Annotated in this window: 26 protein-coding genes and 1 tRNA gene; 10 read left to right on the forward strand and 17 right to left on the reverse strand. The window is 64.2% G+C overall.

Annotation, left to right across the window (positions count from 1 at the left end):
- Positions 1 to 263: 263 nt before the first annotated feature.
- Positions 264 to 1,387, reverse strand: a protein-coding gene (locus tag E1742_RS08595) for an IS3 family transposase (protein WP_134384489.1) whose coding sequence is annotated in 2 segments (ribosomal slippage) — positions 264 to 1,147 and positions 1,147 to 1,387 — 1,125 coding nt in all. Because the reading frame shifts where the segments join, the coding sequence is not laid out codon by codon here.
- 50 nt (positions 1,388 to 1,437) lie between these two features.
- Here E1742_RS08595 and E1742_RS08600 point away from each other — a divergent pair.
- Positions 1,438 to 2,010: a hypothetical protein gene (locus E1742_RS08600; protein WP_134384490.1), complete on the forward strand. Its 573-nt coding sequence runs from the start codon at positions 1,438 to 1,440 to the stop codon at positions 2,008 to 2,010.
- Between the two features lie 123 nt (positions 2,011 to 2,133).
- On the opposite strand, the gene E1742_RS08605 is transcribed toward E1742_RS08600, so the two are convergent.
- Positions 2,134 to 2,210, reverse strand: a tRNA-Pro gene (locus E1742_RS08605).
- 97 nt (positions 2,211 to 2,307) lie between these two features.
- Here E1742_RS08605 and E1742_RS08610 point away from each other — a divergent pair.
- Positions 2,308 to 3,141 carry an SIR2 family NAD-dependent protein deacylase gene (locus E1742_RS08610; protein ID WP_134384491.1) on the forward strand — a complete coding sequence of 278 codons (834 nt, stop codon included), beginning with the start codon at positions 2,308 to 2,310 and terminating at the stop codon, positions 3,139 to 3,141.
- Here the strand turns inward: E1742_RS08610 and E1742_RS08615 are convergent.
- Both E1742_RS08615 and E1742_RS08620 read right to left on the reverse strand, forming a co-directional pair.
- Positions 3,138 to 3,845: a fumarylacetoacetate hydrolase family protein gene (locus tag E1742_RS08615; RefSeq protein WP_134384492.1), complete on the reverse strand. Its 708-nt coding sequence runs from the start codon at positions 3,843 to 3,845 to the stop codon at positions 3,138 to 3,140. The two genes, E1742_RS08610 and E1742_RS08615, sit on opposite strands and share 4 nt — an antisense overlap.
- A 20-nt stretch (positions 3,846 to 3,865) precedes the next feature.
- Positions 3,866 to 4,477, reverse strand: coding sequence for a TetR/AcrR family transcriptional regulator (locus E1742_RS08620; RefSeq protein WP_134384493.1), 612 nt, complete (start codon positions 4,475 to 4,477; stop codon positions 3,866 to 3,868).
- Positions 4,478 to 4,615: 138 nt separating this feature from the next.
- On the opposite strand from E1742_RS08620, the gene E1742_RS08625 reads away from it, so the two are divergent.
- Positions 4,616 to 5,116: a GNAT family N-acetyltransferase gene (locus E1742_RS08625; protein WP_166793450.1), complete on the forward strand. Its 501-nt coding sequence runs from the start codon at positions 4,616 to 4,618 to the stop codon at positions 5,114 to 5,116.
- A 162-nt stretch (positions 5,117 to 5,278) separates the two neighbouring features.
- Here E1742_RS08625 and E1742_RS08630 read toward each other — a convergent pair whose 3' ends face one another.
- From E1742_RS08630 to E1742_RS08640, 3 genes are read right to left on the reverse strand one after another with little or no spacing between them, the layout of a single operon-like run.
- On the reverse strand, positions 5,279 to 6,700 hold the full coding sequence (locus E1742_RS08630) for an efflux transporter outer membrane subunit (RefSeq protein WP_134384495.1): 1,422 nt from the start codon (positions 6,698 to 6,700) through the stop codon (positions 5,279 to 5,281).
- Between the two features lies 1 nt (position 6,701).
- A complete protein-coding gene (locus E1742_RS08635; protein WP_134384496.1) occupies positions 6,702 to 9,854 on the reverse strand; it encodes an efflux RND transporter permease subunit in 3,153 nt (1,050 codons plus the stop codon).
- Between the two features lie 24 nt (positions 9,855 to 9,878).
- The gene (locus tag E1742_RS08640; RefSeq protein WP_134384497.1) at positions 9,879 to 11,084 is read right to left on the reverse strand and encodes an efflux RND transporter periplasmic adaptor subunit; all 1,206 of its coding nucleotides are present in this window, start codon (positions 11,082 to 11,084) and stop codon (positions 9,879 to 9,881) included.
- A gap of 39 nt (positions 11,085 to 11,123) precedes the next feature.
- Between E1742_RS08640 and E1742_RS08645 the strand changes: the two genes are divergently transcribed.
- Positions 11,124 to 11,423, forward strand: a complete 300-nt coding sequence (locus E1742_RS08645) for a hypothetical protein (RefSeq protein ID WP_134384498.1) — start codon at positions 11,124 to 11,126, stop codon at positions 11,421 to 11,423.
- A gap of 144 nt (positions 11,424 to 11,567) precedes the next feature.
- Here E1742_RS08645 and E1742_RS08650 read toward each other — a convergent pair whose 3' ends face one another.
- From E1742_RS08650 to E1742_RS08675, 7 genes are all read right to left on the reverse strand, one after another.
- Positions 11,568 to 12,329, reverse strand: a complete 762-nt coding sequence (locus E1742_RS08650) for a hypothetical protein (protein WP_134384499.1) — start codon at positions 12,327 to 12,329, stop codon at positions 11,568 to 11,570.
- 108 nt (positions 12,330 to 12,437) lie between these two features.
- Positions 12,438 to 14,324 (reverse strand): MFS transporter, encoded by a 1,887-nt coding sequence (locus tag E1742_RS08655; protein ID WP_134384500.1) that lies wholly within the window; start codon positions 14,322 to 14,324, stop codon positions 12,438 to 12,440.
- Positions 14,325 to 14,432: 108 nt separating this feature from the next.
- A complete protein-coding gene (locus E1742_RS26125) occupies positions 14,433 to 14,576 on the reverse strand; it encodes a hypothetical protein (RefSeq protein ID WP_166793451.1) in 144 nt (47 codons plus the stop codon).
- A 70-nt stretch (positions 14,577 to 14,646) separates the two neighbouring features.
- Positions 14,647 to 15,303 carry a DUF799 domain-containing protein gene (locus E1742_RS08660; protein WP_134384501.1) on the reverse strand — a complete coding sequence of 219 codons (657 nt, stop codon included), beginning with the start codon at positions 15,301 to 15,303 and terminating at the stop codon, positions 14,647 to 14,649.
- Positions 15,300 to 15,665 carry a DUF4810 domain-containing protein gene (locus tag E1742_RS08665; protein ID WP_134384502.1) on the reverse strand — a complete coding sequence of 122 codons (366 nt, stop codon included), beginning with the start codon at positions 15,663 to 15,665 and terminating at the stop codon, positions 15,300 to 15,302. The genes E1742_RS08660 and E1742_RS08665 overlap by 4 nt, the downstream gene beginning before the upstream one ends.
- Positions 15,662 to 15,991: a hypothetical protein gene (locus tag E1742_RS08670; RefSeq protein WP_134384503.1), complete on the reverse strand. Its 330-nt coding sequence runs from the start codon at positions 15,989 to 15,991 to the stop codon at positions 15,662 to 15,664. The genes E1742_RS08665 and E1742_RS08670 overlap by 4 nt, the downstream gene beginning before the upstream one ends.
- 1 nt (position 15,992) lies before the next feature.
- Positions 15,993 to 16,958: a CsgG/HfaB family protein gene (locus E1742_RS08675; RefSeq protein ID WP_229466645.1), complete on the reverse strand. Its 966-nt coding sequence runs from the start codon at positions 16,956 to 16,958 to the stop codon at positions 15,993 to 15,995.
- 235 nt (positions 16,959 to 17,193) lie between these two features.
- On the opposite strand from E1742_RS08675, the gene E1742_RS08680 reads away from it, so the two are divergent.
- From E1742_RS08680 to E1742_RS08695, 4 genes are all read left to right on the forward strand, one after another.
- On the forward strand, positions 17,194 to 18,624 hold the full coding sequence (locus E1742_RS08680; protein WP_134384504.1) for a HAMP domain-containing sensor histidine kinase: 1,431 nt from the start codon (positions 17,194 to 17,196) through the stop codon (positions 18,622 to 18,624).
- Positions 18,617 to 19,207 (forward strand): hypothetical protein, encoded by a 591-nt coding sequence (locus E1742_RS08685; protein ID WP_134384505.1) that lies wholly within the window; start codon positions 18,617 to 18,619, stop codon positions 19,205 to 19,207. Before E1742_RS08680 ends, E1742_RS08685 begins: the two co-directional genes overlap by 8 nt.
- Positions 19,204 to 20,586 (forward strand): sigma 54-interacting transcriptional regulator, encoded by a 1,383-nt coding sequence (locus E1742_RS08690; RefSeq protein ID WP_371860213.1) that lies wholly within the window; start codon positions 19,204 to 19,206, stop codon positions 20,584 to 20,586. Before E1742_RS08685 ends, E1742_RS08690 begins: the two co-directional genes overlap by 4 nt.
- A gap of 211 nt (positions 20,587 to 20,797) precedes the next feature.
- A complete protein-coding gene (locus E1742_RS08695; protein WP_134384506.1) occupies positions 20,798 to 21,115 on the forward strand; it encodes a BON domain-containing protein in 318 nt (105 codons plus the stop codon).
- 280 nt (positions 21,116 to 21,395) lie between these two features.
- Here E1742_RS08695 and E1742_RS08700 read toward each other — a convergent pair whose 3' ends face one another.
- The 3 genes from E1742_RS08700 to E1742_RS08710 form a co-directional block, all read right to left on the reverse strand.
- Positions 21,396 to 22,190, reverse strand: a complete 795-nt coding sequence (locus tag E1742_RS08700) for an APH(3') family aminoglycoside O-phosphotransferase (RefSeq protein WP_134384507.1) — start codon at positions 22,188 to 22,190, stop codon at positions 21,396 to 21,398.
- A gap of 75 nt (positions 22,191 to 22,265) precedes the next feature.
- On the reverse strand, positions 22,266 to 23,588 hold the full coding sequence (locus E1742_RS08705) for a homoserine dehydrogenase (protein ID WP_134384508.1): 1,323 nt from the start codon (positions 23,586 to 23,588) through the stop codon (positions 22,266 to 22,268).
- Between the two features lie 46 nt (positions 23,589 to 23,634).
- Positions 23,635 to 24,864: a pyridoxal phosphate-dependent aminotransferase gene (locus tag E1742_RS08710; RefSeq protein WP_134384509.1), complete on the reverse strand. Its 1,230-nt coding sequence runs from the start codon at positions 24,862 to 24,864 to the stop codon at positions 23,635 to 23,637.
- Between the two features lie 174 nt (positions 24,865 to 25,038).
- Here E1742_RS08710 and E1742_RS08715 point away from each other — a divergent pair, with 174 nt between their 5' ends.
- Positions 25,039 to 25,425, forward strand: coding sequence for an Mth938-like domain-containing protein (locus E1742_RS08715; protein ID WP_134384510.1), 387 nt, complete (start codon positions 25,039 to 25,041; stop codon positions 25,423 to 25,425).
- Positions 25,426 to 25,505: 80 nt separating this feature from the next.
- Positions 25,506 to 25,973: a peroxiredoxin gene (locus E1742_RS08720; protein WP_259772438.1), complete on the forward strand. Its 468-nt coding sequence runs from the start codon at positions 25,506 to 25,508 to the stop codon at positions 25,971 to 25,973.
- Positions 25,974 to 26,152 lie beyond the last annotated feature (179 nt).

Here is a 26,152-nt window from a genome sequence, read left to right on the forward strand (position 1 = left end):
GCGATGACGCGGGGCCTTCTGGTCTATCGTGTGGTGTCCGGAACCTCTCGGCTTTTATCCGGGGTATTGGCTACTGGTCTCCGCCTTGCGGTTGGGATCACCACACAGGATGGGGCTGGCTCCGTGGATTGCCGCCAGCGGCCAAGGGTTGCGACCCCTACGTTACCATCCTGTGTGGCGACTGGTTGAGCCAGTCAGGCGTCATCAAAATAGCCGGGTGAATCGCCACGAGTTTTCTAGACACTCGCGAGCCGCTTGAAATACTACTTTTCATACTCGACCGGCGACAAGTCATTGCTGAAGCTGTGCCGGCGCTTTGGATTGTAAAACATCTCGATGTAATCGAAGACATCCTGCTTTGCTTCTTCCCGAGTGCCGTAGGTCTTGCGCCTGATTCGCTCCCGTTTCAGAAGTTGGAAGAAGCTCTCGGCCACGGCGTTATCGTGGCAGTTTCCGCGTCGGCTCATGCTCTGCTGCAGGTTGTGCTCGGTCAGGAAGTCGCGCCAGTCGTAGCTGCTGAACTGACTGCCCTGATCGGAATGCACCATCACCGAATTCTTGGGCTGCCGACGCCAGACAGCCATCAATAGCGCGTTCATCGCCAGCTCGCGATCGATTCGGGAACTCATCGACCAGCCGACCACCTGACGCGAGAACAGATCAAGCACTACGGCCAAATACAGCCAACCCTCATGCGTGCGGATGTATGTTATGTCCGTCACCCAGATGCAATTCGGTTCTGCTACATCAAATTGGCGCTGCAAGTGATTTGGTGCCACCAGCGATGGTGCGCCGCCGCGTTTGTACTTGCGCTTGGCATAGCCTGTCTGCGAGCCAATCCCAGCGGAGCGCATCAGCCGATGGACGCGGTTAATGCCGCACTGCTCGCCAAGCTCGCGCAGATCGTCGCTGACCTTGCGGTAGCCGTACACGCTGCCGCTTTCAAGCCACGATTCCTTGATAGGGATGAGCAGACGCTTGTCTTCCTTGGCACGCTTACTTTCAGGATTCAGACGCCATGCATAAAAGCCACTCGGATGCACTTCGAGCACTTTGCACAGCCGGCGCACCGGGAATTGGTCCTGTAACTGAGCAATTAAGGTGTACCTTACCCGGACGTCTTGGCAAAGTACACCGCGGCCTTTTTCAATATGTCACGCTCCTCCGTGACACGCTTTAGCTCGGCCTTCAGGCGCCGCATCTCGTCGGACTGGGCATCGACAGCCTTGCGCTCTGCCTCGGGTACGCCATAGCGTTTCGTCCAAGCGTACAGGCTGTGGATGCTTATCCAGAGCCGTGCCGCTACCTCGCTTGCTGGATGACCGCCCTGCGCCACCTGCTTGACCGCTGCAATCTTGAATTCCTCTGTATACCGCTTGCCGCTCATACGTTCTCCTTGTGCCTGACATTATGGCTCAAGGAGTGTCTACAATAGTCGTGGCGATTCACATTGCTATAACGATTGTTGCTGTTTCGCTATACTGGTATGCGCTGGATCGAAAACTTTCTTCCGAATCAGCAGACTGGAGTGCGTTCGGGTCATACGTAGGCGGAGTCTTGGGTCCTGCGGTGTCTTTCGTCGCGTTAATTGCAGTGCTGCGCACGATTAGCCTCCAGCGCGACGCGGTAAATACCCAGCGGACACAATTCCAGCAGCTCGAAAAAATACAGCAAAACACGTTACTCTCGCAGCTCGATCAGCTGACACTAGCTAAACAGTCTGAGCAAGCAGACGTTCTGGCGTACAAAACTGCTGTGCTAAAAGTGGCGGAGCACCAGATTGGCTACTATATGGATGCGGGCCAGAAATTGGAGGGAAGGCTGGATATGCTGCAACAAGCGGCTACGCAGTCGACCGACGCAAATTCATGGATCGAAGCATTGAAAAAGGTTGCCGGGGATCGAGATATTGCTCAGTCGAGATTGAATGGCTTGCAAGCGTTCGTTTTGAAGTTCATGCTCAAGAAGCACACGACGATGAGATACAAATCGACGTCGAAAACAAGCTAGCAGCAGCTTTCAAACAATAGCCAGATTTCCGAAATGAAAAAACCCAGCACTGTATATTAGACAAGTGTCTAATATACAGTGCTGGGTTTATGTACAGCTTTCGCCGTAAGTCATTGAATCTATTGGTCGGGGCGAGAGGATTCGAACCTCCGACCCCATGCACCCCATGCATGTACGCTACCAGGCTGCGCTACGCCCCGACGAGTTGCGGATTATAGCAGAGGGGTTTGAGTTTTTGCTATGGTCTTTTGCGCAACGGCAGTTCGCCTGTGGAGCGTCGCGGCGTAGAATCCGGTCATGACACTTTCCTCCAACCTGCTCGATCGGGCTGCGGACCTGATCTGCCAGGCCGACGGCCTGATCGTCGCCGCCGGCGCCGGCATGGGCGTCGATTCGGGGTTGCCCGACTTTCGCGGCGATGCCGGCTTCTGGCGCGCCTACCCGGCGTTGGGACGGGCGCGGCTGGCGTTTACCGAAGTCGCCTCGCCCGCCACCTTCCGTACCGATCCCGCGCTGGCGTGGGGCTTTTACGGTCACCGGCTGGCGCTGTACCGCGCCACGCTCCCCCACGCGGGATTCGACCTGTTGCGGGACTGGGGCGCGGCGCGGCCGCACGGCGCCCTGGTCTTTACCAGCAATGTCGACGGCCAGTTCGGGCGTGCCGGATTCGATCCCGCCCGGATCTACGAATGCCACGGGTCGATTCATCACCTGCAATGCCTGCGCCCCTGCTGCGACGGGATCTGGCCAGCCGATGCGTTCGTGCCGGACGTCGATGCCGATGCATGCCGGCTGCGCAACGAGCCGCCGACCTGCCCGCACTGCGGTGGCCTGGCGCGGCCGAATATCCTGATGTTCGGCGACTGGGACTGGGTGGAAGAACGCAGTGCGCGCCAGGGGGAGCGGTTGCAGGCCTGGCTGGAGCGGGTGCGGCGGCCCGTCGTGATTGAGCTGGGGGCGGGGACGGCCGTGCCCTCGGTACGGCATTTCAGCCAGCAGGTTGTCGCGGGTGGCGGACGGCTGGTGCGGATCAATCCGCGCGAGTGGGAAGTGCCGACGTCACGCGACGTCGGCCTGGCCACAGGAGCGCTGGAGGGGTTGCGGGCCATCGCGGCCCGTCTTGGCGCTTAAACGTAGCGTACCGACAGCTCGGTCAACCCGTCGACGCGCCCGACCAGCGTCTGGCCCTTCTGCACGGCGCCGACACCTTCCGGCGTGCCCGTGAAAATCAGGTCGCCCGGCTGCAGGGTGAACAAGGTGGACAGGTTGGCGATCGTCTCGGGAATCGACCAGATCATCTCGTTGACGTGGCCGTCCTGCTTTGTCGTGCCGTCCACCTGCAGGCTGATCGCAGCCCCTTCGATGTCGGTCACGCCAGCTGCGGGGTGCACCAGGCTGACGGGCGCCGAATAATCAAAGGCCTTGCCGATTTCCCAGGGCCGGCCGGCGTCCTTCATTTTTCCCTGCAGGTCGCGGCGCGTCATGTCGAAACCGACGGCGTAGCCGAAGATATGCGCTGCGGCATCCACCACGGCGATGTTCGCGCCGCCCTTGCCGATGGCGACCACCAGCTCGCACTCGTAGTGAAAATTGGTCGTCTGCGGCGGGAACGGCAGCTCGGCCGTCGTGCCGGGTGCCACGGACACGACACCGTCGGCGTCACCGGGTTTGCAGAAGAAGAACGGTGGCTCGCGGTTCGGATCCGAGCCCATTTCGCGCGCGTGGCCGGCGTAGTTGCGGCCGACGCAGTAAACTCGCCGGACGGGAAAGCGGGCGTCGGTGCCGGCGACGGCAAGGGTCGCGCCCTGATGCGGGGGGAAGACGTAATCGGTCATGATGCTCCGTATGATGGACTTCAGGTAAACAACAGGGCCTTCATCGCCACCTGGACGGAGGCGGTCAGCGCGGCGCTGTCGATATCCGGGTTGTGCTGGGCGCGCGCGCTCAGCCCCTGGAATATCGTGATGATAGCGTCCATCCGTCCTTCCAGCAGGGCGTCGTCCACGGACAGGCCGTGCAGCTCCCTCCCGGCCTTGAAAATGGTGCGGAACTGCGCCCGCGTGCGGCGGTCCGCATCGTGCACGACCGCGGCGATCGTGGGATTGCGCGACGCTTCGGCCGTGATTTCCAGCGGCAGCTTCCAGGTATCCCGGTCCAGGTGTTCCAGCACGCTTTTCGGCACGTCGTCGAGCAGCGCCTGCAGCACGTCGCCGCGCGCTTCCAGGTCCTGCAGCAGTGCCGTCACGCGTTCGACGTTTTCCTCGACGAAGGCGGCGATGATCGCATCCTTGCCGTCGAAGTAGTTATAGATATGGCCGGCGCTCATGCCTGCGGCCTTCGAGATTTCAGCCATGCTTGCACCGTGGAAGCCGCTGCGGCTGAAACATGCCGTTGCCGCTTCCAGCACCTGGCGGCGCCGGCTGCGGGCGCGCTCAGGATCGTTGTGACGCTTTTCTGTGTTGCTCATCTGGTTTCCGCCTGCTCGGCTCGCTGTGGGCACCGTTGCCCTGTTTGTCTGATGCGCCGCACCCGGTCGTTGCGCCTGATGCTATTATTTCTACCGCAGTCCCGCTTTCGCCCACTGTCGTCTTTTTCAGGAAAGTACATGGCTACCCGGACCTCCCCTTCCCGTTCTATCGAAATGCGGCCGCTGGAACAGGCCGACCAGGGATTCATGGAACAGTTGTACGCCAGCACCCGCAGCGCGGACCAGCGCATGGACGGCTGCGATGCCCGTACCGAGGCGCTGCTGGTGGCACTGCAGTTCCGCGCCCGCCAGGCGCAACTGCGCACGCAGTACCCATACGGCGACATCGCCGTCATCCTGGAACGGGACCGCCCCATCGGCAGCCTGTACGTCAATTACGGCCCGGACGAGATCCGCATCCTCGACATGAGCCTGCTGCCCGAATACCGCAACCGCGGCATCGGCCTGGGCCTGCTGCGCAGCCTGCAGGCCCAGGGCGTACGCATGCGCGTGCCCGTGCGGATCGACCTGCTGCTGAGCAGCCCCGCCTATCGCCTGCTGCAGCGCTGCGGCTTCGTGCTGCGCGGGGCCAATGGGCTGCATAACAGTCTCGAATGGGTGCCGCCTTTGCTGACGTAATGCGACGGCACTTGAGGAGTACCGGTGTCAGACCCGATGGGGCGTAGCAGGGGTTTCAAGGAGCACAGCTCCTTGCCTGCGAAGCGGTGATGGCATGCATGCCATCACTCCTCCCTGACCCCGGCACTTATCAAGCGCCGCGGCGACGCATAGGAACAGCACTTACTGCCAGCCACCACCAAGAGCCTTGTACAACGTCACCTGATTCGTCGCCTTGGCCAGCCGCGCCGAAATCAGCCCCTGCTGCGCCGCATACAGGTTACGCTGCGACGTCAGCGACGTCTGGTATGCATCCGCGCCCTTCTGGTAACGTGCTTCGTAGATGCGGTAGCTCCTGGCCGATGCTTCGGCCAGTGCTGCCTGCGATGCTACCCGCTCGTCCAGCGTGCCCCGCTGCGCCAGCGCGTCCGCCACTTCGCGGAACGCCGACTGGATCGCCTTTTCGTACTGCGCCACGGCGATGTCGCGGTCGGCCTTCGCCACGGCCAGGTTGGCCTGGTTGGCGCCGCCCGAGAAAATCGGCAAGGTCAGTTGCGGCACGAAGCTCCACGCGCCCGAACCGGCCTTGAACAGGCCGGAAAGCGCCGTACTGGCGCTGCCCGCGCTGGCCGTCAGCGAGATGCTGGGGAAGAACGCGGCACGAGCAACGCCGATATTGGCATTCGCGGCCTGCAGGCTGCGTTCGGCCGACAGCACGTCCGGACGGCGTTGCAGCACCGTCGATGGCACGCCGGCCGGCAGGTCCGCCAACTGCGTCGCCGACGTCAGCTCGCCCACCGGCAGCAGTTCGGCCGGCACCGGAGCGCCGGCCAGCAGCGCCAGCGCGTTCTGGTCCGCCGCGACCTGCGCCGTGTAGACGGCCATGTCGTTGCGGGCCGATTCCACGCTTTGCTGCGCTTCGTACATGTCCAGGCCCGACGTGGCACCGGCCGCGAAGCGCCGGCGGCTCAGCTCATAGCTGATCTGCTGGCTCTTCAGCGTGTCCTGCGCCAGGCGCAGGCGCTCCTGGTCGGCGGCGAGCGTCAGCCACGCGTTGGCCACTTCGGCCACCAGCGTGATCTGCTGCGCGCGGCGCGCTTCCTGCGTGCCCAGGTACTGCTGCAGGCCCGCCTCGGACAGGTTGCGCACGCGGCCGAACAGGTCCAGCTCATAGGCAGCCACGCCCAGGTTGGCGCTGTACTGGCGCGTGATGTAGCCGTCGCCCGTGGGGCTCATATTGTCCGGCACGCGCTGCGCCGTCTGCCCCACCGACGCGTTCACCTGCGGCAGCTGCGCCGCGCTGGTGACGCGGTACAGGCCACGGGCCCGTTCGATGTTCAGGATCGATACGCGCAGGTCGCGGTTGTTCCCGATCGACAGTTCCACCAGCTTGCGCAGGCGGTCGTTGCCGATGAATTCACGCCAGCCGATATCGGCCGCTTCGCGCGCCTCTGTCGGCCGCGCGGCCGGCTGGTAGGCGTCGCCTTGCGGCCAGGCCGTCGTCACGGGCGCCGCGGGGCGCTCGTAGACAGGCGCCAGGCTGCAGCCGGCCAGCAGTGCGGCGATCGCCGCGGCGACTAAGCTCTTGTTCAACGTCTTGTTCATATCAGTGTGCTTCCTTAACAACGATTGCATCCGTGCCACCGTTGGCCTTCGCGGTGCGGCTGGCGAACCAGCTGCGCACCAGCACGAAGAACACGGGCACGAAGAAGATGCCGAGGAACGTCGCCGTCAGCATCCCGCCCAGCACGCCCACGCCGATGGCGTTCTGCGAACCGGAACCGGCGCCGCTTGCCACGGCCAGCGGCAGCACGCCCAGGCCGAAAGCGATCGACGTCATCAGGATCGGACGCAGGCGCAGCTTGACCGCCTCCAGCGTCGCCTCGCGCAGGTCGCGGCCTGCTTCCTGCAGCTCCTTGGCGAATTCCACGATCAGAATCGCGTTCTTCGCCGACAGGCCGACCACCGTCAGCAGGCCCACCTGGAAGTAGACGTCGTTCGACAGGTGGAAGCCCCAGGTGGCGATGACGGTACCCAGGATACCCAGCGGGATCACCAGCAGCACCGAAACCGGCACCGACCAGCTTTCATACAGCGCGGCCAGGCACAGGAACACGATCAGGATCGAGATCGAGTACAGCTGCGTGGTCTGCGAGCCGGACTCGCGTTCTTCCACCGACAGGCCGGTCCACTCGTAGCCGATGCCGGCCGGCAGTTGCGCCATCATCTTCTCGACTTCGGCCATCGCCACGCCCGACGATACGCCCGGAGCGGGACTGCCCTGCACGTTCACGGACGAGAGGCCGTTGTAACGCTCAAGGCGCGGCGATGCATACTTCCACTCGCCATGCGCGAACGCGGAGAACGGCACCATGTCGCCGGCGCCATTGCGCACGAACCACTTGTTCAGGTCTTCCGGCACCATGCGCGCATCGGCCTGGCCCTGCATGAACACCTTCTTCACGCGACCGCGGTCGATGAAGTCGTTGACGTACGCCGAGCCCCAGCCGACCGACAGCACGCGGTTGACGTCCGCCACCGTCAGGCCCAGCGCAGTCGCCTTCTGCTGGTCCACGGTGATCTTGTACTGCGGCGTATCTTCCTGGCCGTTCGGGCGCACGCCCACCAGCGCCTTGTTCTGCGAGGCCATGCCGAGCAGCTGGTTACGGGCCGCCATCAGCGCCTCGTGGCCCACGCCACCCTGGTCCTGCAGCTGCAGGTCGAAGCCGGATGCGTTACCCAGTTCCAGCACGGCTGGCGGGGCAAAGGCAAACACCATCGCATCGCGCAGCTGCGAGAACGAACCCATGGCGCGGCCGACGATCGAGCCGACGCGGTTTTCCTTGCCACCGCGTTCGGACCAGTCCTTCAGCTTGACGAACGCGATACCGGTGTTCTGGCCATTGCCGCCGAACGAGAAGCCGGCGACGGCAAACACGGAAGCCACGTTGGCCTTCTCGTCCTGCAGGAAGTGCTGTTCCACCTTCTCGATGGTTTTCAGCGTGCGCTCCTGCGTGGCGCCTGTCGGCAGCTGGATCTGCGAGAACAGCACGCCCTGGTCCTCTTCGGGCAGGAAGGAAGTCGGCAGGCGCATGAACACGAATGCCAGTGCGGCCAGGATGACGGCATAGACGATCATCGAACGGCCGGTGCGGCGGATCATGCTGGCCACCCAGCCCTGGTACTTGTTGGTACCCGCCTCGAACTTGCGGTTGAACCAGCCGAAGAAGCCGCGATCGGTCATGTGGTGACCTTTCTCGACAGGTTTCAGGAACGTGGCGCACAGCGCCGGCGTGAAGACCATTGCCACCAGCACGGACAGCGCCATCGCCGAAACGATCGTGATGGAGAACTGCCGGTAGATGACGCCCGTGGAGCCACCGAAGAACGCCATCGGCACGAACACGGCGGACAGCACCAGCGCGATACCCACCAGGGCGCCGGAGATCTGGCCCATCGATTTTTTCGTTGCCTCTTTCGGCGACAGGCCCTCGTCCGTCATGACGCGCTCGACGTTTTCAACGACGACGATCGCATCGTCGACCAGCAGGCCGATCGCCAGGACCATCGCGAACATCGTCAGCGTATTGATCGAGTAGCCGAACGCGGACAGGATGGCGAAGGTACCCAGCAGGACGACCGGCACGGCCATCGTCGGGATCAGGGTGGCGCGGAAGTTCTGCAGGAACAGGTACATGACGAGGAACACGAGCACGATGGCTTCGCCCAGCGTCTTGACGACTTCCTCGATGGACAGCTCGACGAACGGCGTCGTATCGAACGCGACGACGGCCTTCATCCCTTTCGGGAACAGCCTGCCCATCTCTTCGACGCGCTGCTTGACCGCTTCGGCGGTATCGAGCGCGTTGGCGCCGGTGGCCAGCTTGATGGCGATACCGGCGGCGGGCTTGCCGTTGAAGCGGGCGACCGTGTTGTAGTTCTCGCGGCCCAGTTCCATCTTCGCCACGTCGCGCAGGTGCACGGTGGCGCCGCTTTCCATCGTCTTCAGCAGGATCGCGCCGAACTGCTCGGCCGTCTGCAGACGGCTTTGTGCCGTCACGGTGGCGTTCAGCTGCTGGCCCGGGATGGCGGGCGCGCCGCCCAGTTCACCGGCCGAGACCTCGGCATTCTGCGCCTGCACGGCCGTCATCACGTCCGCCGGCGTCAGCTGGTAGCTTTGCAGCTTGGTCGGATCCAGCCAGATGCGCATCGCATACTGGGAGCCGAACAGCGTGACGTCGCCGACGCCGGCCACGCGCGACAGCGGGTCGACAACATTGGCGGCCACGTAGTCGCCCAGGTCGGCGTTGTTCATGCTGCCGTCCTCGGAGACGAAGCCCAGCACCATCAGGAAGTTCTTGGTGGCTTTCGAGACGACGAGACCCTGCTGCGTGACAGCGGTCGGCAGCAGCGGCGTGGCCAGCTGCAGCTTGTTCTGCACCTGTACCTGGGCGATGTCGGGATTGGTGCCGCTCCTGAACGTCAGCGTGATGCTGATGCCACCGGTGGAATCGGACGACGACGACATGTAGCGCAGGCCGTCGATACCCTTCATCTTCTGTTCGATCACCTGCGTGACGGCGTCTTCAACGGTCTTGGCCGAGGCGCCAGGGTACGAACCCGCGATCGAAATCGATGGCGGGGCGATGCTCGGGTACTGTGCGATCGGGAGTGTCTTGATCGCCAGGACACCGGCGAGCATGATCACGATCGCGACCACCCAAGCGAAGATCGGGCGGTCGATGAAAAATCTTGCCATTATTGAGTTCTCCTGCCTGGCGGATTAGTGGGCTGCCGGAGCAGCCGGTTTGGCCGAAGCGGTATTGGCGACGGCAGGTGCGACGGTTGCCGGTGCGCCCGGTTTCACCTTCTGCACGCCTTCGACGATGACGCGGTCGCCACTGGACAGGCCGGCCTTGACCAGCCACTTGTCGCCCAGCGTGCCCGTCGTCTGCAGCACGCGCTGCTCGACGATGCCTTGGCTGTTCAGCACCAGCGCGGTCGCTTCGCCCTTCGGATTGCGCGTCACGCCCTGCTGCGGCACGGCGATGGCATGCTCGTCGACGCCGTTTTCCACGACCGCGCGCACGAACATGCCCGGCAGCAGGTCATGCTTCGGATTCGGGAACAGCGCGCGCAGCGTCACGTTGCCGGTGCCCGGGTCGACGCTGGCGTCGGCGAACTGCAGCTTGCCCGGCTGGGCATACGTGGTGCCGTCCGCCAGCTTCAGCGTGACCTTGGCCTGGCCGCCGGCCTGCTTGAAGCCGCCGGATTCGAGCTGACGCTTCAGGCGCAGCATCTCTTCGCTGGACTGCGTTACGTCAACGTAGATCGGGTCGAGCTGCTGCACGGTCGTCATGGCCGTGGCCTGGCCGGCCGTCACCAGCGCGCCAGGGGTCACGGTCGAGCGGCTGATGCGGCCGGAAATCGGTGCGCTGACCTTCGTGTATTCGACATTGATGCGGGCCGCTTCCAGCGCGGCCTGGGCCGATTCCACATCCGCTTTCGCCTGCGCGTTGGCGGCGATTGCGTCCTCATAATCCTGGCGGCTGACGCCTTCGATCTCCACCAGTTCCTTGTAGCGCGCCACCTTCGGGCCGGACGTCAGCAGGTTTGCCCTGGCGCGCGCCAGCGTGGCCTTGGCCTGGTTGTAGCTGGCCTGGTACGTGGCCGGATCGATCTGGTACAGCGGCGTGCCGGCCTTGACGTCGGCACCTTCCGTAAACAGGCGCTTCTGGACGATGCCGCCCACCTGCGGGCGCACTTCGGCGACCAGGTAAGGCGACGTGCGGCCTGGCAGTTCGGTAATCACCGGCAGCGCCTGCGGCGCGACCGTGTAGACGCCGACCTGGGGCGGCGGCATCTGGCCGCCAGCGCCCGGGCCTGCGGCTTTCTTGTCGGAGTCGCAGCCGGCGGTCAGTGCCGCCGCGCATGCGAGGAAAAGGATGCCGGCCGACCGCAGCGGCGGGCTCGAGAGCGTGTGGTTCATACGGTCACTTTCTGATCTGAAGAGGGTGGTGCGAATAGAATGAACGATCATTCTAATACAAAACAGAAACAGCTGCACTTACTGACTCGTAAGTTATTTATCTGTCCGAAAGGAAAATGTCGGGTCGTGGACGTGGAGTGGGACGGCGCCGCGGTGGCGCGTCATCGACTGTGCTGCCACGGCCGGTTCTGCGGCCGGATGGCGATCGGGCGTCCGCCCGGCGTGGAAGAGATGCCAGTGATGTTGCCGCAATACAACGCAGCCCACCGGAAAGATGGTGCAGCAATCCTGCGCAGCCGGCACGGGGGCGGTGTCCGTCCATCCCGGAAGCTGGATTGACGGAGTGATATCAGGCATACCGCCCGCGCAAAGGCACCCGCAAGCTGCACGCCGGAAACAGACATCCGTCACCGATGCCAAGGGGGATCAGCGCATCAGTTTGTCCAGCGGCGCGCCAGGGGCAGTACCGCCGCGAGAGCGCCCTCAGGTCGCCGTCACCGGCGTAAAGTAAGTCGTCACACTCTGCAGATAGACGCCCGTGGCCGCCTCGAACCCGGAATCGATGCCGACATAGATCCACAGCTTGCCTTCCGCATCGGCCTTGACGGCGGGGCCCGTCACGTAACGGTACAGCTTGGCTGCGTACGGCGGGTTCTGCACGCAGGCCTGCCCGTTGGCCAGAGTGCCGAGGATGACGGACGTGGCGCCCGCGCCGGCCTGGTTGCCCTTGTCGACACTGAACTTGACCGTGCCGTTTTCCGTGACGGCTTTCGGCTCCGCAGGCGAGGCGCCGGCAACGACCCATACCGATTCGCCGGGCGAGCCGCCAACACCCATGCAGCCCGATGGCGCGTTGCTGAGCAGATTGACGGAATACGCGACCGTGTAGCTGGTGTTGGCGGCGAAGCCCGTCAGCTGCTTGCGCACGTACATGAACGCGTCGTCGCTGTTGTTGCGGGCGCTGAGGAACAGCGCTTTGCTCTCGGCAGCAAGCCCAAGGTTCAGGCTGGCGGTGGAGCGCTGCTCGGCCACCACTTCCGTGGGGGCCGTCTCAAGCGTGTAATCGCTGGTGCCCGCGACCCAGCCATCCATGCCCTGCTTGAAGTCCGTCGTAAACTGGCGCGCCCCCGCGGTCGGGGTCGCGCCAGTGGGCGTATCGGCCGGATCGTCGTCATCGCCACCGCAGGCGGCCAGCAGGGCGAGGATTGCAGCGGATATTCCGGTTTTCCAGAGTCGGGTCATCATGGCCTTTCTGTAGTGGGCAAAAGCCCTATTTTAGAAAGGAAAACATTTCTCGAGTGACCAACTTGTAACCAGTTGTACAACCTGGACTGTAACGCTTCGCTGTAATTCTCACTTCCAGCTGCCCCGCAAGGCGGCAACCTCCTGCCGCAGCAGCTCCGGCGTCACCTGCGCCGGCGCCACCGGCACGCCGATCGCCAGCGCGAGGCGCGAACGCAGACCCTTGCGGAACGCGCGCTCCAGCAGGCTGTCGCTGCTGCGGCTGAGCAGGTGGCCCCACAGCCCGCGCAGCGCCATCGGAATCACGGGCACGTGCGAGCGCTCGACGATCTTCATGATGCCGCCCTTGAACTCATTCATCTCGCCCGTTGTCGTCAGGCGCCCCTCGGGGAAGATGCAGACCAGTTCGCCATCGTGCAGCGCGTGGGCGATATCGACGTATGCCTTCTCCAGCAGCCACGGGTCTTCCTTGGCCGGGGCAATGGGTATTGCCTTCGCCGTGCGGAAGATCCAGCCCAGCAGCGGCGTCTTGAAGATGCGGTGATCCATCACGAAGCGGATCGGGCGCGGGCTGGCCGCGCCGATGACGATGGCATCGACGTAGCTGACGTGGTTGCAGACGAGGACCGCGGCGCCCTCCTCCGGGATGCGGCCCTTCTCGATGACTTTCACCTTGTGCACCGTGTGGATCAACAGCCAGGCCAGGAAGCGCATCAGGAATTCCGGCACCAGCGAGAAGATATAGACGGCCACGAGCGCATTCATCACGGCCGTGGCCAGGAACAGCTCGGGGATCGTCAGGCCCTGGCCCAGCAGCAGGATCGCCACGCCGGCCGCGGCCACCATGAACAGCGCGTTCAGGATGTTCATCCCGGCGATGGTGCGCGACAGGTGCCGCGGGTCGCAGCGCAGCTGGATCAGCGCGAACAGCGGCACGATGAAGAACCCGCCGAAGATGCCGATCATGACCACGTCCAGCAGGATGCGCCAGGCGCCGTGCTGCGCCAGCAAGCCGAAGGCGTCGACCGCGCTGGTGTTGGTATAGCCCTGGCTGGCGAAATACAGGTCGATGCCGAACAGCGACAGGCCGATGGAGCCGAACGGCACCAGGCCGATCTCCACCTTGTGGCCGGACAGCCTCTCGCACAGCAGCGAACCGACGCCGATCCCCAGCGAGAATACCGTCAGCAGCAGCACGAACACACTGTGGTCGCCATGCAGGTACGTCATCGCATACACGGGGAACTGGGCCAGCACCATCGCGCCGTAGAACCAGAACCACGAATTGCCCAGCATGGACAGGAACACGGAGCGGTTGCCCGCCGAATGCTTCAGGTTGCGCACCGTCTCCGTGAACGGATTCCAGGCGATGTTCAGGTCCGGCGCGGGTGCCGGCGTGACGGGGATGCCGTAACTGGCGATCAGGCCCAGCACCGCGAAGCCCACGGTGCCCGCCGCAACGAAGCCGATGCCCAGCGTCTGGTGCATGACGATGACGTCGCCGAACACCTGGCCGAGCAGGATGCCGACAAAGGTTCCCATCTCGACGACGCCGTTGCCGCCGGTGAGCTCCTCGGGGCGCAGCTGCTGCGGCAGATACGCATATTTGACGGGGCCGAACAGCGTGGAGTGCGTGCCCATGGCGAAGATGGCGAAGACGAGCAGCCACAGCGTGTGCGTCATCCAGCCCACGGCGGCAACGGCCATGATGGCGATCTCCAGCCATTTGACGAAGCGCACCAGCCGTGATTTCTCGAACTTCTCGGCGACCTGCCCGGCCGTGGCCGAGAACAGTACGTATGGCAGGATGAAGAGGCCGGGAATCAGGTTCGTCACCAGGGATGGCGACAGCGTCGTCCAGCTGGCGGCGTCGAACGTGAGGACGACGATCAGCGCCGTCTTGAACAGGTTGTCGTTGAACGCGCCGAGAAACTGCGTCCAGAAAAACGGGGCGAAACGGCGCTGCGTCAGCAGCGAAAACTGGCTCGACTGGCTCATGGGGGTCGGTCGGAGTTGAAAGAATCGACAACATACAGGACATCGGGCGCACGAACAATGCTGCCGCGCATGGTATCGGTTTGCGATACCGCCACCGTCTACGCGCCGCTACGAAGGCTGCACGCGGCAGCTCGATGGCGATGCGCGCGCCGGCGGCGTGGCTTGCAACGATGAAGCTGCCGCCAGTGCCTGCACCCGCTCGCGCATGCCGCTGAACGGCGTGCCGCAGTCCTCGACGCGGATGCAGTACACGTGGAACCTGGACGACCGGATGAAATGGGACGAAAAAAAACCGGTGACAGGCACCGGTTTTCAAAGGAGATCAATACTGCTGCTGGTCTGTCTTGTACTTCGCATCGTACGGACCGGCAGGCAGCCCGCGTCCCGCGCGCGCCACCGAGATGCCGTTGACGCTCTTGGCCAGCGGGATGTAGTTCGGCTTGGCCTTCTCGAACGCCGCCACGATCGCCTTGGCCAGCAGGCCGTTCTGGCCGCCCGCCGGGTCGTATGCCATCGTCTCGCTGTGCTTCCACAGTTCGTCGCCCGTCTTGCCGTTGCGCAGCGAGTAGCTCAGTTCCACCGTCGTCGTCGTCGAAATGACGGCGTATTTCGAGTCCCACCGTTCGATGACGACGTACAGCACCGCATCGGCGCCGAACAGCTCCGCCAGTTTCGGCGTGGCGCTGGCGTGCACCAGGTTGGCGTCGCCCAGGCCGTCGTCTTCCATCACGCGCTTGATCAGGTTGACGGGGAAGACGTAGTAGCCGCGTTCGGCGATGGGCTGCGAGATCGTCGACAGGAAGTAGTCGGGCGCGTCGACGTCGACGCTGCGGCTGACGACCGGCACCACCAGCACCGAGCGCGGGTCCGCCTGGCGGAACGCCGTGTAGTCGTTGTGGGCCTGGGGCGGCGTGGCGCAGCCGGTGACGACGATGGCGACGGTCGCCAGGGCCAGGACGCGTTGCAGGATCGATTTCATTGTTTTACCTCGCTGCCGGCGCTCTTCACTTCGGCGATCTTGATCATCCGGTTCATCAGCGTGGCCGACTCCGGCCATTTGGCCTTTTCCTTGCCAAAGAACGCGATGGCGTCCCGGTTTTTCCCCTGCTGCAGCAGCAGGTAGCCATATTCCGCGTACAGCCCTGGCGGCACGACACGGCTGGCCTTCTCGGCATTGACGATGCTGGCGTCCAGCGCTGCGGCCAGGACGTTCATCTCCGCCGGCGTCTTGTAATACTGGTACAGCGACTGTTCATACGTGCCCCAGTCGTATTTCGACTGCGGGGCGGTGGCGCAGGCCGTCAGCATCAGTGCCGCGGCCGCGATGGCGATACGTTTCATTGTTTTTGCTCCGACTGGACGGTCACGGTACTGGTTTCGCCGGCGCTGGCGAAGATCTGCTGCGCCAGCAGCACGGTCTGGCCCTGCTTCACTTCGACGCGGTGGACGCCTTCTTCGATCAGCAGCTTCTGCGCCACGCCGTTGTACTTGCCTGCGTCGCCGATCAGGATGCCGTCGAGGTAGAGCGCCGCACCGGCCGGAGCGCCCTGCACCGCCAGCGCGGGCCGCGCGGCGCCCGTGCGCACTTCGGTCGTCGGCAGCGCGCAGGCCGATACCAGCGCCGCCAGCGCGGCCGCCATCAGTGTATTCTTCAGAATAATCGTCATATCAGTTCTTCGCTTCCGTGATGAAGTAGCCCGTGCTGTTTTTCGGCAGCGTGCCCGAAACCACTTCGGCCACCGCGCCCTCGTCGCTTTCGGCTTCGCCGAACAGGCTGACCACCTTGACGGAAGCGACGGTCGTACCCGGCAGCGTGATCTCGAAGCCCGTCTGCGCGCTCTTGACCTTCTCGCCCTCGCGCATCACGGCAAACGTGTCGCCGACCTTGACGCCCTGGCGCGCGCCGCCCGACATGTACACGGTGCGGCCATCGCTTTTGAGGATGTCCGTGCGCCAGCGGCGCTCTTCCAGCTTGTTGATCAGGGCCGTCTGCACGTCCGAGATCGCGGCCGCGATGGCGCGGTCGTTCAGCGTGGCGTCGTAGTCGGCCTTGCTGCCGTAGCCGGCGATCTCGCCCGACTCGGTATTGGCTTCGCCCGTGCCCGTCGCCGTAAAGAACACGTGGCCCGTGCGCGCATCCGCCAGGCGCACTTCCACCTTCGCGCGTGCCGTCTGAATCTTCGTCGAGCTGAGGAAGCCCGCCTTGCCCGTCGTGCTGCGGCCGAACTCCGTGACGGAGCCCAGGATCAGCGTGTCGACGCCGATCAGCCCCGCGGCCGGCGCGCCGTTGATGCGCTGCTCGTCCTTGATCTTGTTCAGGTCCTGGCGCTCGAAGACCAGGAACCTGTTCGAGCCGACCAGTTTCGTGGCCAGCATGTCGGAAGCCTGCTTGCCCAACGGATCGCTGCTGGCGTCCGTCAGGAACGTGCGGCCGTAGCGGGTCTCGTTGGTAAAGCGGCCGATGGCAACCTTGCGCTTGAAGATTTTCTGCTGCGGCAGCGCGGCCGCTTTCTGGGCTTCGGCCTGCTGCACGCGCGAGACCGGGGCCTCGACGGCTGCCGGCGGCGTGCTGGTCGTGGCGCACGCACTCAGCAACAGCAGCGAGCCCGCTGCCATGAACGACTTCGTATTCACTTCAACCTCATCATTTATCGTTAAGTCGTCATCATATAATTTCCACGTGGAAATTTCACAAATATATCTTTCACCGTTGTGACAATTCGGGAGAATGTTTCACTGTCGAAAGTGTTAAGAGGAAATTGCCATGTGTTTCCGGAAAAACAAGAAATTACCCTCGCGGACGCCGTTTTCCCCTATCATTCCAGAGTTAACATTTCTATTACAATTCCGGCCACGCCGCCGCTCGTGCATGTCCCTCAAGCTATCGTTCCGCCAGCTGCTGCTGGGTGCCTTCCTGTTGATCGCCGCGCTGCTCAGCGCCACCTCCGTGCAGGCGCTGCTGACGCTCGAACGGCTGGCCGCGCAAAGCCGCGAGACGAGCCGCGATGCACTGATGCTGACGGCCAGCGCGCAGCAGCTCGCCGAGCGCAGCGTGGCGATGGAGCGCAGCGCACGCCAGTTTCTCGTGTTGGACGACCGGGTGTTCCGCGAGCGCTTCGCCGAGGCGTGGCGCGATGCGCTCGCGGCCCTGGACGTCATCGCCACGGCCCTGCCGGGCGCGGAACCGACGGCCTTTGCCGACTGGCGCCGCAACGGCCAGGCGGCATGGGAAGCGCTCGACATGCCGCGCGAGCGCCGCAACGCGCGCCAGTTGCGCCTCGATGCGGCGCTGGCGCAACTGCCCGCCATCAACGAGGAGCTGGCCGAACGGGTGAAGGATGAAGTCGACCGCCGCAACGGCGCCATCCTGACGGAGCTCGAAGAGCGCCGTACGATCCTGAAGGGCCAGGCCGCCGCATCGATCGGCCTGGCGGCCGTGCTGGCGCTGGGCTTCGGCATCTGGCTGGCGCGCCCCCTGCGCCAGATCGAGAACGCCATCGCGCGCCTGGGCGGCAACCGTTACGACATGCCCATCGCCGTCTACGGCCCGGCCGACCTGCGCCGGCTGGGGCGGCACCTGGACTGGCTGCGCCAGCGCCTGGGCCATCTGGAGGCGGACAAGTCGCGCTTCCTGCGCCACATCTCGCACGAACTGAAAACGCCGCTGGCCGCCCTGGTCGAAGGCGTGGCGCTGCTGGAAGACGAAGTGGCTGGCCCGCTGGCGCCGAACCAGCGCGAGATCGCCGGCATCCTGCGCCAGAATACCGTGTCCCTGCAGACCCAGATCGAGGATCTGCTGCGCTACAATGCCGCCAGTTTCGATGCCCAGACGCTGCGGCGCGAGCCGACCGACGTGCACGAGCTGCTGGCACGCGTCATCGACAGCCAGCGCCTGCAATGGCAGGCCCGCGCGCTGACCGTCACCACGGCCGGCACGCCCCCGCCGATCGCCGTCGACGTCGACAAGCTCGGTGTCGTCATCAGCAACCTGCTGTCGAACGCCGTGCGGTTCAGCCCTGCCGGGGGCACGATCCGTTTCGAACTGAACGTAACGCCGGCGGGGCGCGGCAGGCAGCTGCAGATCGACTGCATCGACGCCGGCCCTGGCGTGGCCCCACAGGACGCGGACCGTGTCTTCGAGCCCTTCTACCAGGGCGAACGCCAGCCGCCCGGCGCCCGCCGCGGCAACGGTATCGGCCTGTCGATCGTACGCGAATACGTGAGCGTACATGGCGGCACCCTGCAACTCATGCCCTCCTCCGCGGGGGCCCACTTCCGTATCGAACTGCCCTATGACTAAACTATCTGCCAAACGCGGCGTCCCGTTGTACCTGGCGATCTGCCTGCCGCTGGCGCTGCTGCTGGAAGGCTGCGCCCAGAAGCCCGTCGCCACGCTGCACTACCCGCTGACGCCGCGCGTTGCGCCGCTTCCTGTCGCCGTGGCGCCCGTCGTCCCGCGCGACGAAGTGGCCCCGCTGCTGGCCTATCACCAGTCGCTGCACCGCATGACGCAGGGTGAGCTGCTGAAGGAACTGTCGAGCATCATGCTGCAGCAGCGCACGCCCAAGATCGCGCTGCAGACGGGCCTGATCCTGATGCTGACACGCGGCGGCGGCGACCTGGCGCGGGCCCAGGCCAACTTCGACAGCGTGGTCGGCTCCACCGAGCCGGAAGCGGAAGGCCTGAAGCCGCTGGCGCAACTGCTGGCGAGCCACTGCGCCGAAGCACGCCGGCTGTCCGACGCGACCGACCGGCTGGCACTGCAGCTGCGCGAGACGCAGCGCAAGTCCGACCAGCTGAACGAGACGCTGGAAGCGCTCAAGGCCATCGAACGTGGCCTGCCCGTGCGACCCACCAGCGGCGCATCCGCGGGAGGGCGATGATGCCGAACGGTGCCCACCTGCTGCTGGTCGACGACGACCCCGACCTGCTGCGCCTCCTGTCGATGCGGCTGACGGCCAACGGCTACCGCGTCACGGCCGTCGGCAGCGCCGAAGCGGCGCTGGCGCGCATCTCGATCCAGCTGCCCGCGCTCGTCATCAGCGATATCCGCCTGCCGGAGCGCGACGGCATGGCGCTGTTCCAGCAGATCCGCAGCCAGTGGCCGGCGCTCCCGGTGATCCTGCTGACGGCGCATGGCACCATTCCCGACGCGGTGGAAGCGACGTCGCTGGGCGCCTACGCCTATCTGACCAAGCCGTTCGACGCCAAGGTGCTGCTGGAACGGATCGAGCAGGCACTGGCGCTGACGGCGCCGTCGGCCGCGCGCACGACGGGCGACGAAGCCTGGCGCTCGGAGATCATCAGCCGCAGCCAGTCGATGGCGGAGCTGCTGGCCGAAGCGCGACTGGTGGCCGCGTCGGACGCCAGTGTGCTGATCCGCGGCGAGAGCGGCACGGGCAAGGAGCTGCTGGCGCGCGCCATCCACCGCGCCAGCCGCCGCGCCAAGGCACCGTTCATTGCCGTCAATTGCGGCGCGATCCCCGAGCAGTTGCTGGAGTCCGAACTGTTCGGCCACGTGAAAGGCGCGTTCACGGGCGCCGTTACCAGCCGCGAGGGCCTGGTACAGGCGGCGGACGGCGGCACGCTGTTCCTCGACGAGATCGGCGACATGCCGCTGCTGCTGCAAGTCAAGCTGCTGCGCGTGCTGCAGGAGCGCGTCGTGCGCCAGCTGGGGTCGGACGCCGGCCGTCCCGTGGACGTGCGCATCCTGTCGGCCACGCACCGCGACCTGGACGCCGCCATGCTGGAAGGCCAGTTCCGTGAAGACCTGTATTACCGCCTGAACGTCATCACGCTGACATTGCCGCCGCTGGCCCAGAGGCGCGAGGATATCGGCCTGCTGGCGACCCAGTTCCTGCAGATGCTGGCGGCGAAATATGGCAAGGTCGTCAACGGCTTCGCGCCGGACGCCCTGGAGGCGCTGACGCGTTCCTCGTGGCCGGGCAACGTGCGCCAGCTATACAACGTTATCGAGCACGTTTGCGCGCTGGCAACGGCGCCTCTCGTGCCACTGTCGCTTGTACAGCGCGCCCTGCGCGTCCCCACGCTGGAGGTGCTCAGCTACACGGAAGCGAAGCAGCGCTTCGAGCGCAATTACCTCGTGCAATTGCTGAAACTCACTGATGGCAACGTGTCCGACGCGGCCCGCCTCGCTGAACGGAACCGTACTGAGTTCTACCGACTGTTACAGAAGTACGACCTGAACGCCAGCCAGTTCCGTGGCGACGGCAACCCTGTCGCTGACGAGCGACAAGAATAATCTGTTATAAATCAGTTGGTTAGGCTTGTAGGGCCGGAAACTGTCGCTGTATCACGACAGATCCGGCCCTTTTTCATTACTTGCCTGCAAGTTAATCTTGATGAATTTCTCATGTCATTGATTTCAAAGGATTTATTTGACCTGGCACGGCGCTTGCTCATACCTCGTCAACGTCTCAAGGCGTTCCTTTAAATGAAACTGGAGATTAACCATGACGAATTCGAAACTGATCGCTTCCCTGCTGATGGCCGCATCGATGAGCGTAGCTTCCGTAGCTTTCGCCGCCGAGCCACAACAGGACGCAGCCATGGCAGGTGCGGCAGCCGCTTCCGGCGACACCGCGCTGACCGCCAAAGTCAAGGCTGCGCTGGCTGACCAGAAACAGATTGGCGTGTCGAGCCAGCAAGGCGTCGTCGTCCTGAGCGGCACTGTCGCCAGCACCGACGAAGGCACCAAAGCCATCCAGGCCGCTTCCTCCGTCGAAGGCGTGAAGGAAGTCAAAAGCGAACTGACCGTCGCCAGCAAGTAAGCTGACGCAACCAACCCCGGCAGTCCCGGGCAACCGGGGCTGCTGTAGTAGCACCAGCAGTACCCGCAGTACCGCAGTAGAAGTAGCATCTGAGAGTAGCAGTACCTCCCCTTCCCGCGGATGGCACGCAAGTGTCGTCCGCGCTTTTTTTTGTGCGGTCCGGTTGATGCGGACCGTGGACCAGGCAATCCGCTGTCTGCGATGGCTTGCTGGCGTTGCCCAAGGGCCGGCACTTTTCAGGCATTCGCGCTGGCAGGGCGGTCCCCGGTGCTCCCGACAATCAGAAAAACTCGTCCAGCAGCCGGTAGAACGCGGCGCGGCCGGCATCGAAGCCGATGGGTTCCGGCGCAAAGTAGCGCTGCAGGAACGGCGCGATCCACTGTTCGCCCAGCTCCTCTGCGATATCGCGCACGGCCAGCACCAGATCCTGGTGGCGGTCGCCCACGCCCAGGCGGCCGCAGTCGATGAACCCGGCGAACACGCCACCGGACGCCAGCACGTTCGGCAGGCAGGCGTCGCCGTGGGTGACGACGAGATCCTCGTCGCGCGGCTTGCGTGCCGCCAGCAGCGCGGCCAGCTCGCCGGCCGTCCGGCCGGCATTGTCGTCATCGAAATCGTCCTCGTCCACCAGGCCAGCCGCCAGCCGGGCGAGCGCGCGTTCGATGCGGCCCGAGGCGCGATGGTCGAACGGGCAGTCGCGCGGATCGAGCACGTGCAGGCGCCGCAGCGCGTCGGCCAGCACGGCCACAGACTGCTCCGGCGGCACGTCCGTCAGATTGGCGCCGGGCACGGCGCCCAGCAGCAGCCAGTGCAGTCCGTCCACCGTCGTCATGTCCAGCACCGGAGGGCACGGGATGCCTGCCGCCGCCACCCAGCGTAGCCGGGCGGCTTCGTCCGCCAGCTCGGCCAGCACGTCCGCCGGCTCGGTCTTGATGAAGAACCGCGGCGCCCCGCCAGCTGCGGATTCGAGGCGATACACGGCCGCTGCCGAACAGCCGCCCGACTGCGTCACGATCGTAAAACCTTGCAGCCGCTCGCGCCAGGGCCCAGGCAACATGTCGACAGAACTATCCATGAGTCCCCTCGAAGTTGTACACCCCACAAAAAAAAGGACGGCCACGGCCGCCCTTCTCTCAACGCAACCAGCCAGTCAGCTGAGGTTTTCCAGCCTGATCTTCGTCACGCTGCCCAGCACCGTCGGCAGCCCTTCCATGCGGGCGATCGCGTCCAGCACCTTCTTTTCCTGCGTCTGGTGCGTCAGCATGATGATGTCGGCCTGGGTTTCGCCTTCGGCCGGTTCCTTCTGCATCATGGCGTCGATGGAGATCTCGCCGTCGGCCAGGATCCGGGTCAGGTCGGCCAGCACGCCCGGCTGGTCCGCCACGCGCATGCGCAGGTAGTAGCTGGTCGTGACTTCGGCCATCGGCAGGATGGCGATGTCGGCCAGTTCGTCCGGCTGGAACGCCAGGTGCGGCACGCGGTGTTCGGGGTCGGCCGTGGCCAGGCGGGTGATGTCGACCAGGTCGGCAATCACCGCCGATGCCGTCGGCTCAGCGCCCGCGCCCTTGCCGTAGTAGAGCGTGGCGCCAATGGCGTCGCCCTGCACCAGCACCGCGTTCATCGCCCCTTCCACGTTGGCGATCAGGCGCTTGGCCGGGATCAGCGTGGGGTGCACGCGCAGTTCGATCCCTTCGATGCCGTTGACCTTCGCGCGCTTGGCGATGCCGAGGAGCTTGATGCGGTAGCCCAGCTGCTCGGCGTAGCGGATGTCGGCCGCTTCCAGCTTCGTGATGCCTTCCACGTGCGCCTTCGAGAACTGCATCGGGATGCCAAACGCGATGGCCGACATGATGGTCGCCTTGTGCGCCGCGTCGACCCCTTCGATGTCGAACGTCGGATCGGCTTCCGCGTAACCCAGCGCCTGCGCCTGTTTCAGCACGGTGTCGAAATCCAGCCCCTTTTCGCGCATCTCGGACAGGATGAAGTTCGTCGTGCCGTTGATGATCCCGGCCAGCCATTCGATGCGGTTGGCGGTCAGGCCTTCGCGCAGGGCCTTGATGATGGGGATGCCACCGGCGACGGCCGCCTCGAACGCCACCATGACGCCCTTCTCCTGCGCCGCCTTGAAGATCTCGTTGCCATGCACGGCCAGCAGCGCCTTGTTCGCCGTGACGACATGCTTGCCGTTGGCGATGGCCTTGAGCACCAGTTCGCGTGCCAGGTCATAGCCGCCGATCAGTTCGACGACGATGTCGATCGACGGATCGTTGACGATGTCGAACGGGTCGGCCACGACGGCTACCAGCCCGCCGGTGCGCTGTTTTGCGCGCTCGATATTGCGGGCCGAGACGGCCGCCACTTCAATGCCGCGGCCAGCGCGGCGGCGGATTTCTTCCTGGTTGCGCTTGAGGACGTCGAAGGTGCCGCCGCCCACATTGCCAACGCCTAGCAAACCTACTCTTATCGATTTCATGTCTGTGCTTCTGATGCGGCGCCCGCTGGGGCGCCTGGTTGATCGGTCAGGCCTGGCCGTTACGGCGGCGGTAACCTTCCAGGAAGCGCGCAATGCGCCCGAAGGCTTCCGTCATGTCGTCCGCATTGGGCAGGAACACGACGCGGAAATGATCCGGCGCGATCCAGTTGAAGCCCGTGCCCTGGACGATCAGGACCTTGGTTTCGGCCAGCAGGTCGTAGGCGAACTGCTGGTCATCCGCGATCGGGTAGATCTTCGGGTCGAGGCGGGGGAACATGTACAGTGCCGCCTTCGGTTTGACCACGCTGATGCCGGGGATCTCCGTCAACAGCCGGTAGGCGAGGTCGCGCTGCTTCAGCAGACGCCCGCCGGGGCCGACCAGGTCATTGATGCTCTGGTAGCCGCCGAGCGCAGTCTGGATGGCAAACTGGCCCGGTGCATTGGCGCAAAGGCGCATCGATGCGAGCATGTTCAGGCCCTCGATGTAGTCCTTCGCGTGTCTCTTTTCGCCCGACAGCACCATCCAGCCGGCACGGTAGCCACAGGCGCGGTAGTTCTTCGACAGGCCGTTGAACGTGACGACCAGCAGGTCCTCGCACAGTGCCGCGATCGACGTGTGCCTGATACCGTCGTACAGCACCTTGTCGTAGATTTCGTCGGCGTAGATGATCAGGCCGTGCTCGCGCGCCAGCCCGATGATCTGCAGCAGCACGTCGTCGGGATACAGTGCGCCCGTCGGGTTGTTCGGGTTGATGACGACGATGGCCTTCGTCTGCGGCGTGATCTTGCGCCGCATGTCGTCGATGTCGGGATACCAGTCCTGCTGCTCGTCGCAGACGTAATGCACCGGGCGTCCGCCGGACAGGCTGACGGCCGCCGTCCACAGGGGATAATCCGGCGCCGGCACCAGCACTTCGTCGCCGTTGTTCAGCAACGCGTTCATCGCCATGACGATCAGCTCGGAGGCGCCGTTGCCCAGGTAGATATCGTCGATCGTCACGCCGGCGATGTTCTTTTCCTGGGTATAGTGCATCACGGCCTTGCGTGGCGCGAACATGCCTTTGGAATCCGTATAACCGGCCGCGTTGGGCAGCTGGATCTTCATGTCCTGCACGATTTCGTCGGGCGGATCGAAGCCGAACACGGCAAGGTTGCCGATATTGAGCTTGGTAATCTTGTGGCCCTCTTCTTCCATCTGGCGCGCTTTCTCCGGCACCGGACCACGGATCTCATAGCAAACTTCGGCCAGCTTGTTCGATTTCTGAATCGGTCGCAAAATCAATCCCTTATTTGTCGGGCGGCGGGTCGCTGCCACCCGTTTGCTGCAATGCGTAAATACCCATTCTGCCGAAACCGCCCCATTTAAGCAACCTCCAGCCCCGCCCGAGCCGGAAAACGGGGTGACAAGCGTTACAATAGGGCCTGTTTGGGACCAGATACGAGTCTTTTCATGAAGCTTCATGCCAGCAACACAAAGCAGTACCAGACCGTGACGGGTTATTTCCCCGGCGGCGTCGAGATCAACGCCCAGCCCTACGACTACAGCTTGCTGATGCTGCCCGAGACCGAGCCGCGCCCCTGGCCGGTGGCGTCGTTCGAGCAGCTGACGGTCGAGCATTTCGAGCAGCTGCTGGCCGAGCAGCCGGACGTCGTCATCCTGGGCACGGGCGAGCGCCAGCGTTTTGTACACCCGCGCATTTCCGCACCGCTGACGTCGCGCCAGATCGGTGTCGAGTGCATGGACACGAATGCCGCCTGCCGCACGTACAACATCTTGATGGGCGAAGGGCGCAAGGCGCTGCTGGCCCTGATCATTGAAAACAAACCTGAAAAATAACGGAACCCCTTGAAACGCGACTTCCCGGATGCAATATCGGGAAGATGTTTCGACACGTTCGCACTTGATGGAGAACCGCAGTGGCCGATAGCCCAAACCCCTCCCCTCTGGCAGATTTTTCCGCCGCCATGACCGGCGGCCAGACGTTCAGGCTGTCGGGCCGTCCGGCCAGAACCACCGTGCTGTATTTCTACCCGAAGGACAACACGCCCGGCTGCACGACGGAAAGCCTGGCGTTTCGCGACCTGCACGAGCAGTTCAAGGCGGCCGGCGCCGAGGTGTACGGCATCAGCCGCGATTCGCTGCGCTCGCACGAGGGCTTCAAGTCCAAGCTGGAACTGCCGTTCGAGCTGATTTCGGATCCGGACGAAGCCGTCTGCCAGACCTTCGGCGTCATGAAGATGAAGAAGATGTACGGCAAGGAAGTGCGCGGGGTCGAGCGCAGCACGTTTGTCATTGACGCTGACGGCCGATTGGTGAAAGAATGGCGTGGCGTCAAGGTCCCGGGACACGTCGACGAAGTGCTGGAATTTGTCGCGCGCCGCTGAAGGCGCAGCCTGCGATACACTGTCGGCACGGGACCATGCCCGGCGCGAACATGCCCGGCCGCCCTCCGGACGACCAGCTCGGGTTTTTCAGTTTGGTTTTTTTAGCTTATTCGGACACAGCCATTCAGCAACATCTTGAGTCGACCGCATTCTCCTCTCCTCACTGTTCGGTGGCCAGC

It is taken from the genome of Pseudoduganella plicata (assembly GCF_004421005.1).
Taxonomy (GTDB): domain Bacteria; phylum Pseudomonadota; class Gammaproteobacteria; order Burkholderiales; family Burkholderiaceae_D; genus Rugamonas; species Rugamonas plicata.

Coding starts and splice junctions, on each gene's coding strand:
- E1742_RS08610 (WP_134384491.1), top strand. CDS start 2,308: ATGACACTTTCCTCCAACCTGCTCGATCGGGCTGCGGACCTGATCTGC.
- E1742_RS08615 (WP_134384492.1), bottom strand. CDS start 3,845: ATGACCGATTACGTCTTCCCCCCGCATCAGGGCGCGACCCTTGCCGTC.
- E1742_RS08620 (WP_134384493.1), bottom strand. CDS start 4,477: ATGAGCAACACAGAAAAGCGTCACAACGATCCTGAGCGCGCCCGCAGC.
- E1742_RS08625 (WP_166793450.1), top strand. CDS start 4,616: ATGGCTACCCGGACCTCCCCTTCCCGTTCTATCGAAATGCGGCCGCTG.
- E1742_RS08630 (WP_134384495.1), bottom strand. CDS start 6,700: ATGAACAAGACGTTGAACAAGAGCTTAGTCGCCGCGGCGATCGCCGCA.
- E1742_RS08635 (WP_134384496.1), bottom strand. CDS start 9,854: ATGGCAAGATTTTTCATCGACCGCCCGATCTTCGCTTGGGTGGTCGCG.
- E1742_RS08640 (WP_134384497.1), bottom strand. CDS start 11,084: ATGAACCACACGCTCTCGAGCCCGCCGCTGCGGTCGGCCGGCATCCTT.
- E1742_RS08645 (WP_134384498.1), top strand. CDS start 11,124: ATGAACGATCATTCTAATACAAAACAGAAACAGCTGCACTTACTGACT.
- E1742_RS08650 (WP_134384499.1), bottom strand. CDS start 12,329: ATGATGACCCGACTCTGGAAAACCGGAATATCCGCTGCAATCCTCGCC.
- E1742_RS08655 (WP_134384500.1), bottom strand. CDS start 14,324: ATGAGCCAGTCGAGCCAGTTTTCGCTGCTGACGCAGCGCCGTTTCGCC.
- E1742_RS08660 (WP_134384501.1), bottom strand. CDS start 15,303: ATGAAATCGATCCTGCAACGCGTCCTGGCCCTGGCGACCGTCGCCATC.
- E1742_RS08665 (WP_134384502.1), bottom strand. CDS start 15,665: ATGAAACGTATCGCCATCGCGGCCGCGGCACTGATGCTGACGGCCTGC.
- E1742_RS08670 (WP_134384503.1), bottom strand. CDS start 15,991: ATGACGATTATTCTGAAGAATACACTGATGGCGGCCGCGCTGGCGGCG.
- E1742_RS08680 (WP_134384504.1), top strand. CDS start 17,194: ATGTCCCTCAAGCTATCGTTCCGCCAGCTGCTGCTGGGTGCCTTCCTG.
- E1742_RS08685 (WP_134384505.1), top strand. CDS start 18,617: ATGACTAAACTATCTGCCAAACGCGGCGTCCCGTTGTACCTGGCGATC.
- E1742_RS08690 (WP_371860213.1), top strand. CDS start 19,204: ATGATGCCGAACGGTGCCCACCTGCTGCTGGTCGACGACGACCCCGAC.
- E1742_RS08695 (WP_134384506.1), top strand. CDS start 20,798: ATGACGAATTCGAAACTGATCGCTTCCCTGCTGATGGCCGCATCGATG.
- E1742_RS08700 (WP_134384507.1), bottom strand. CDS start 22,190: ATGGATAGTTCTGTCGACATGTTGCCTGGGCCCTGGCGCGAGCGGCTG.
- E1742_RS08705 (WP_134384508.1), bottom strand. CDS start 23,588: ATGAAATCGATAAGAGTAGGTTTGCTAGGCGTTGGCAATGTGGGCGGC.
- E1742_RS08715 (WP_134384510.1), top strand. CDS start 25,039: ATGAAGCTTCATGCCAGCAACACAAAGCAGTACCAGACCGTGACGGGT.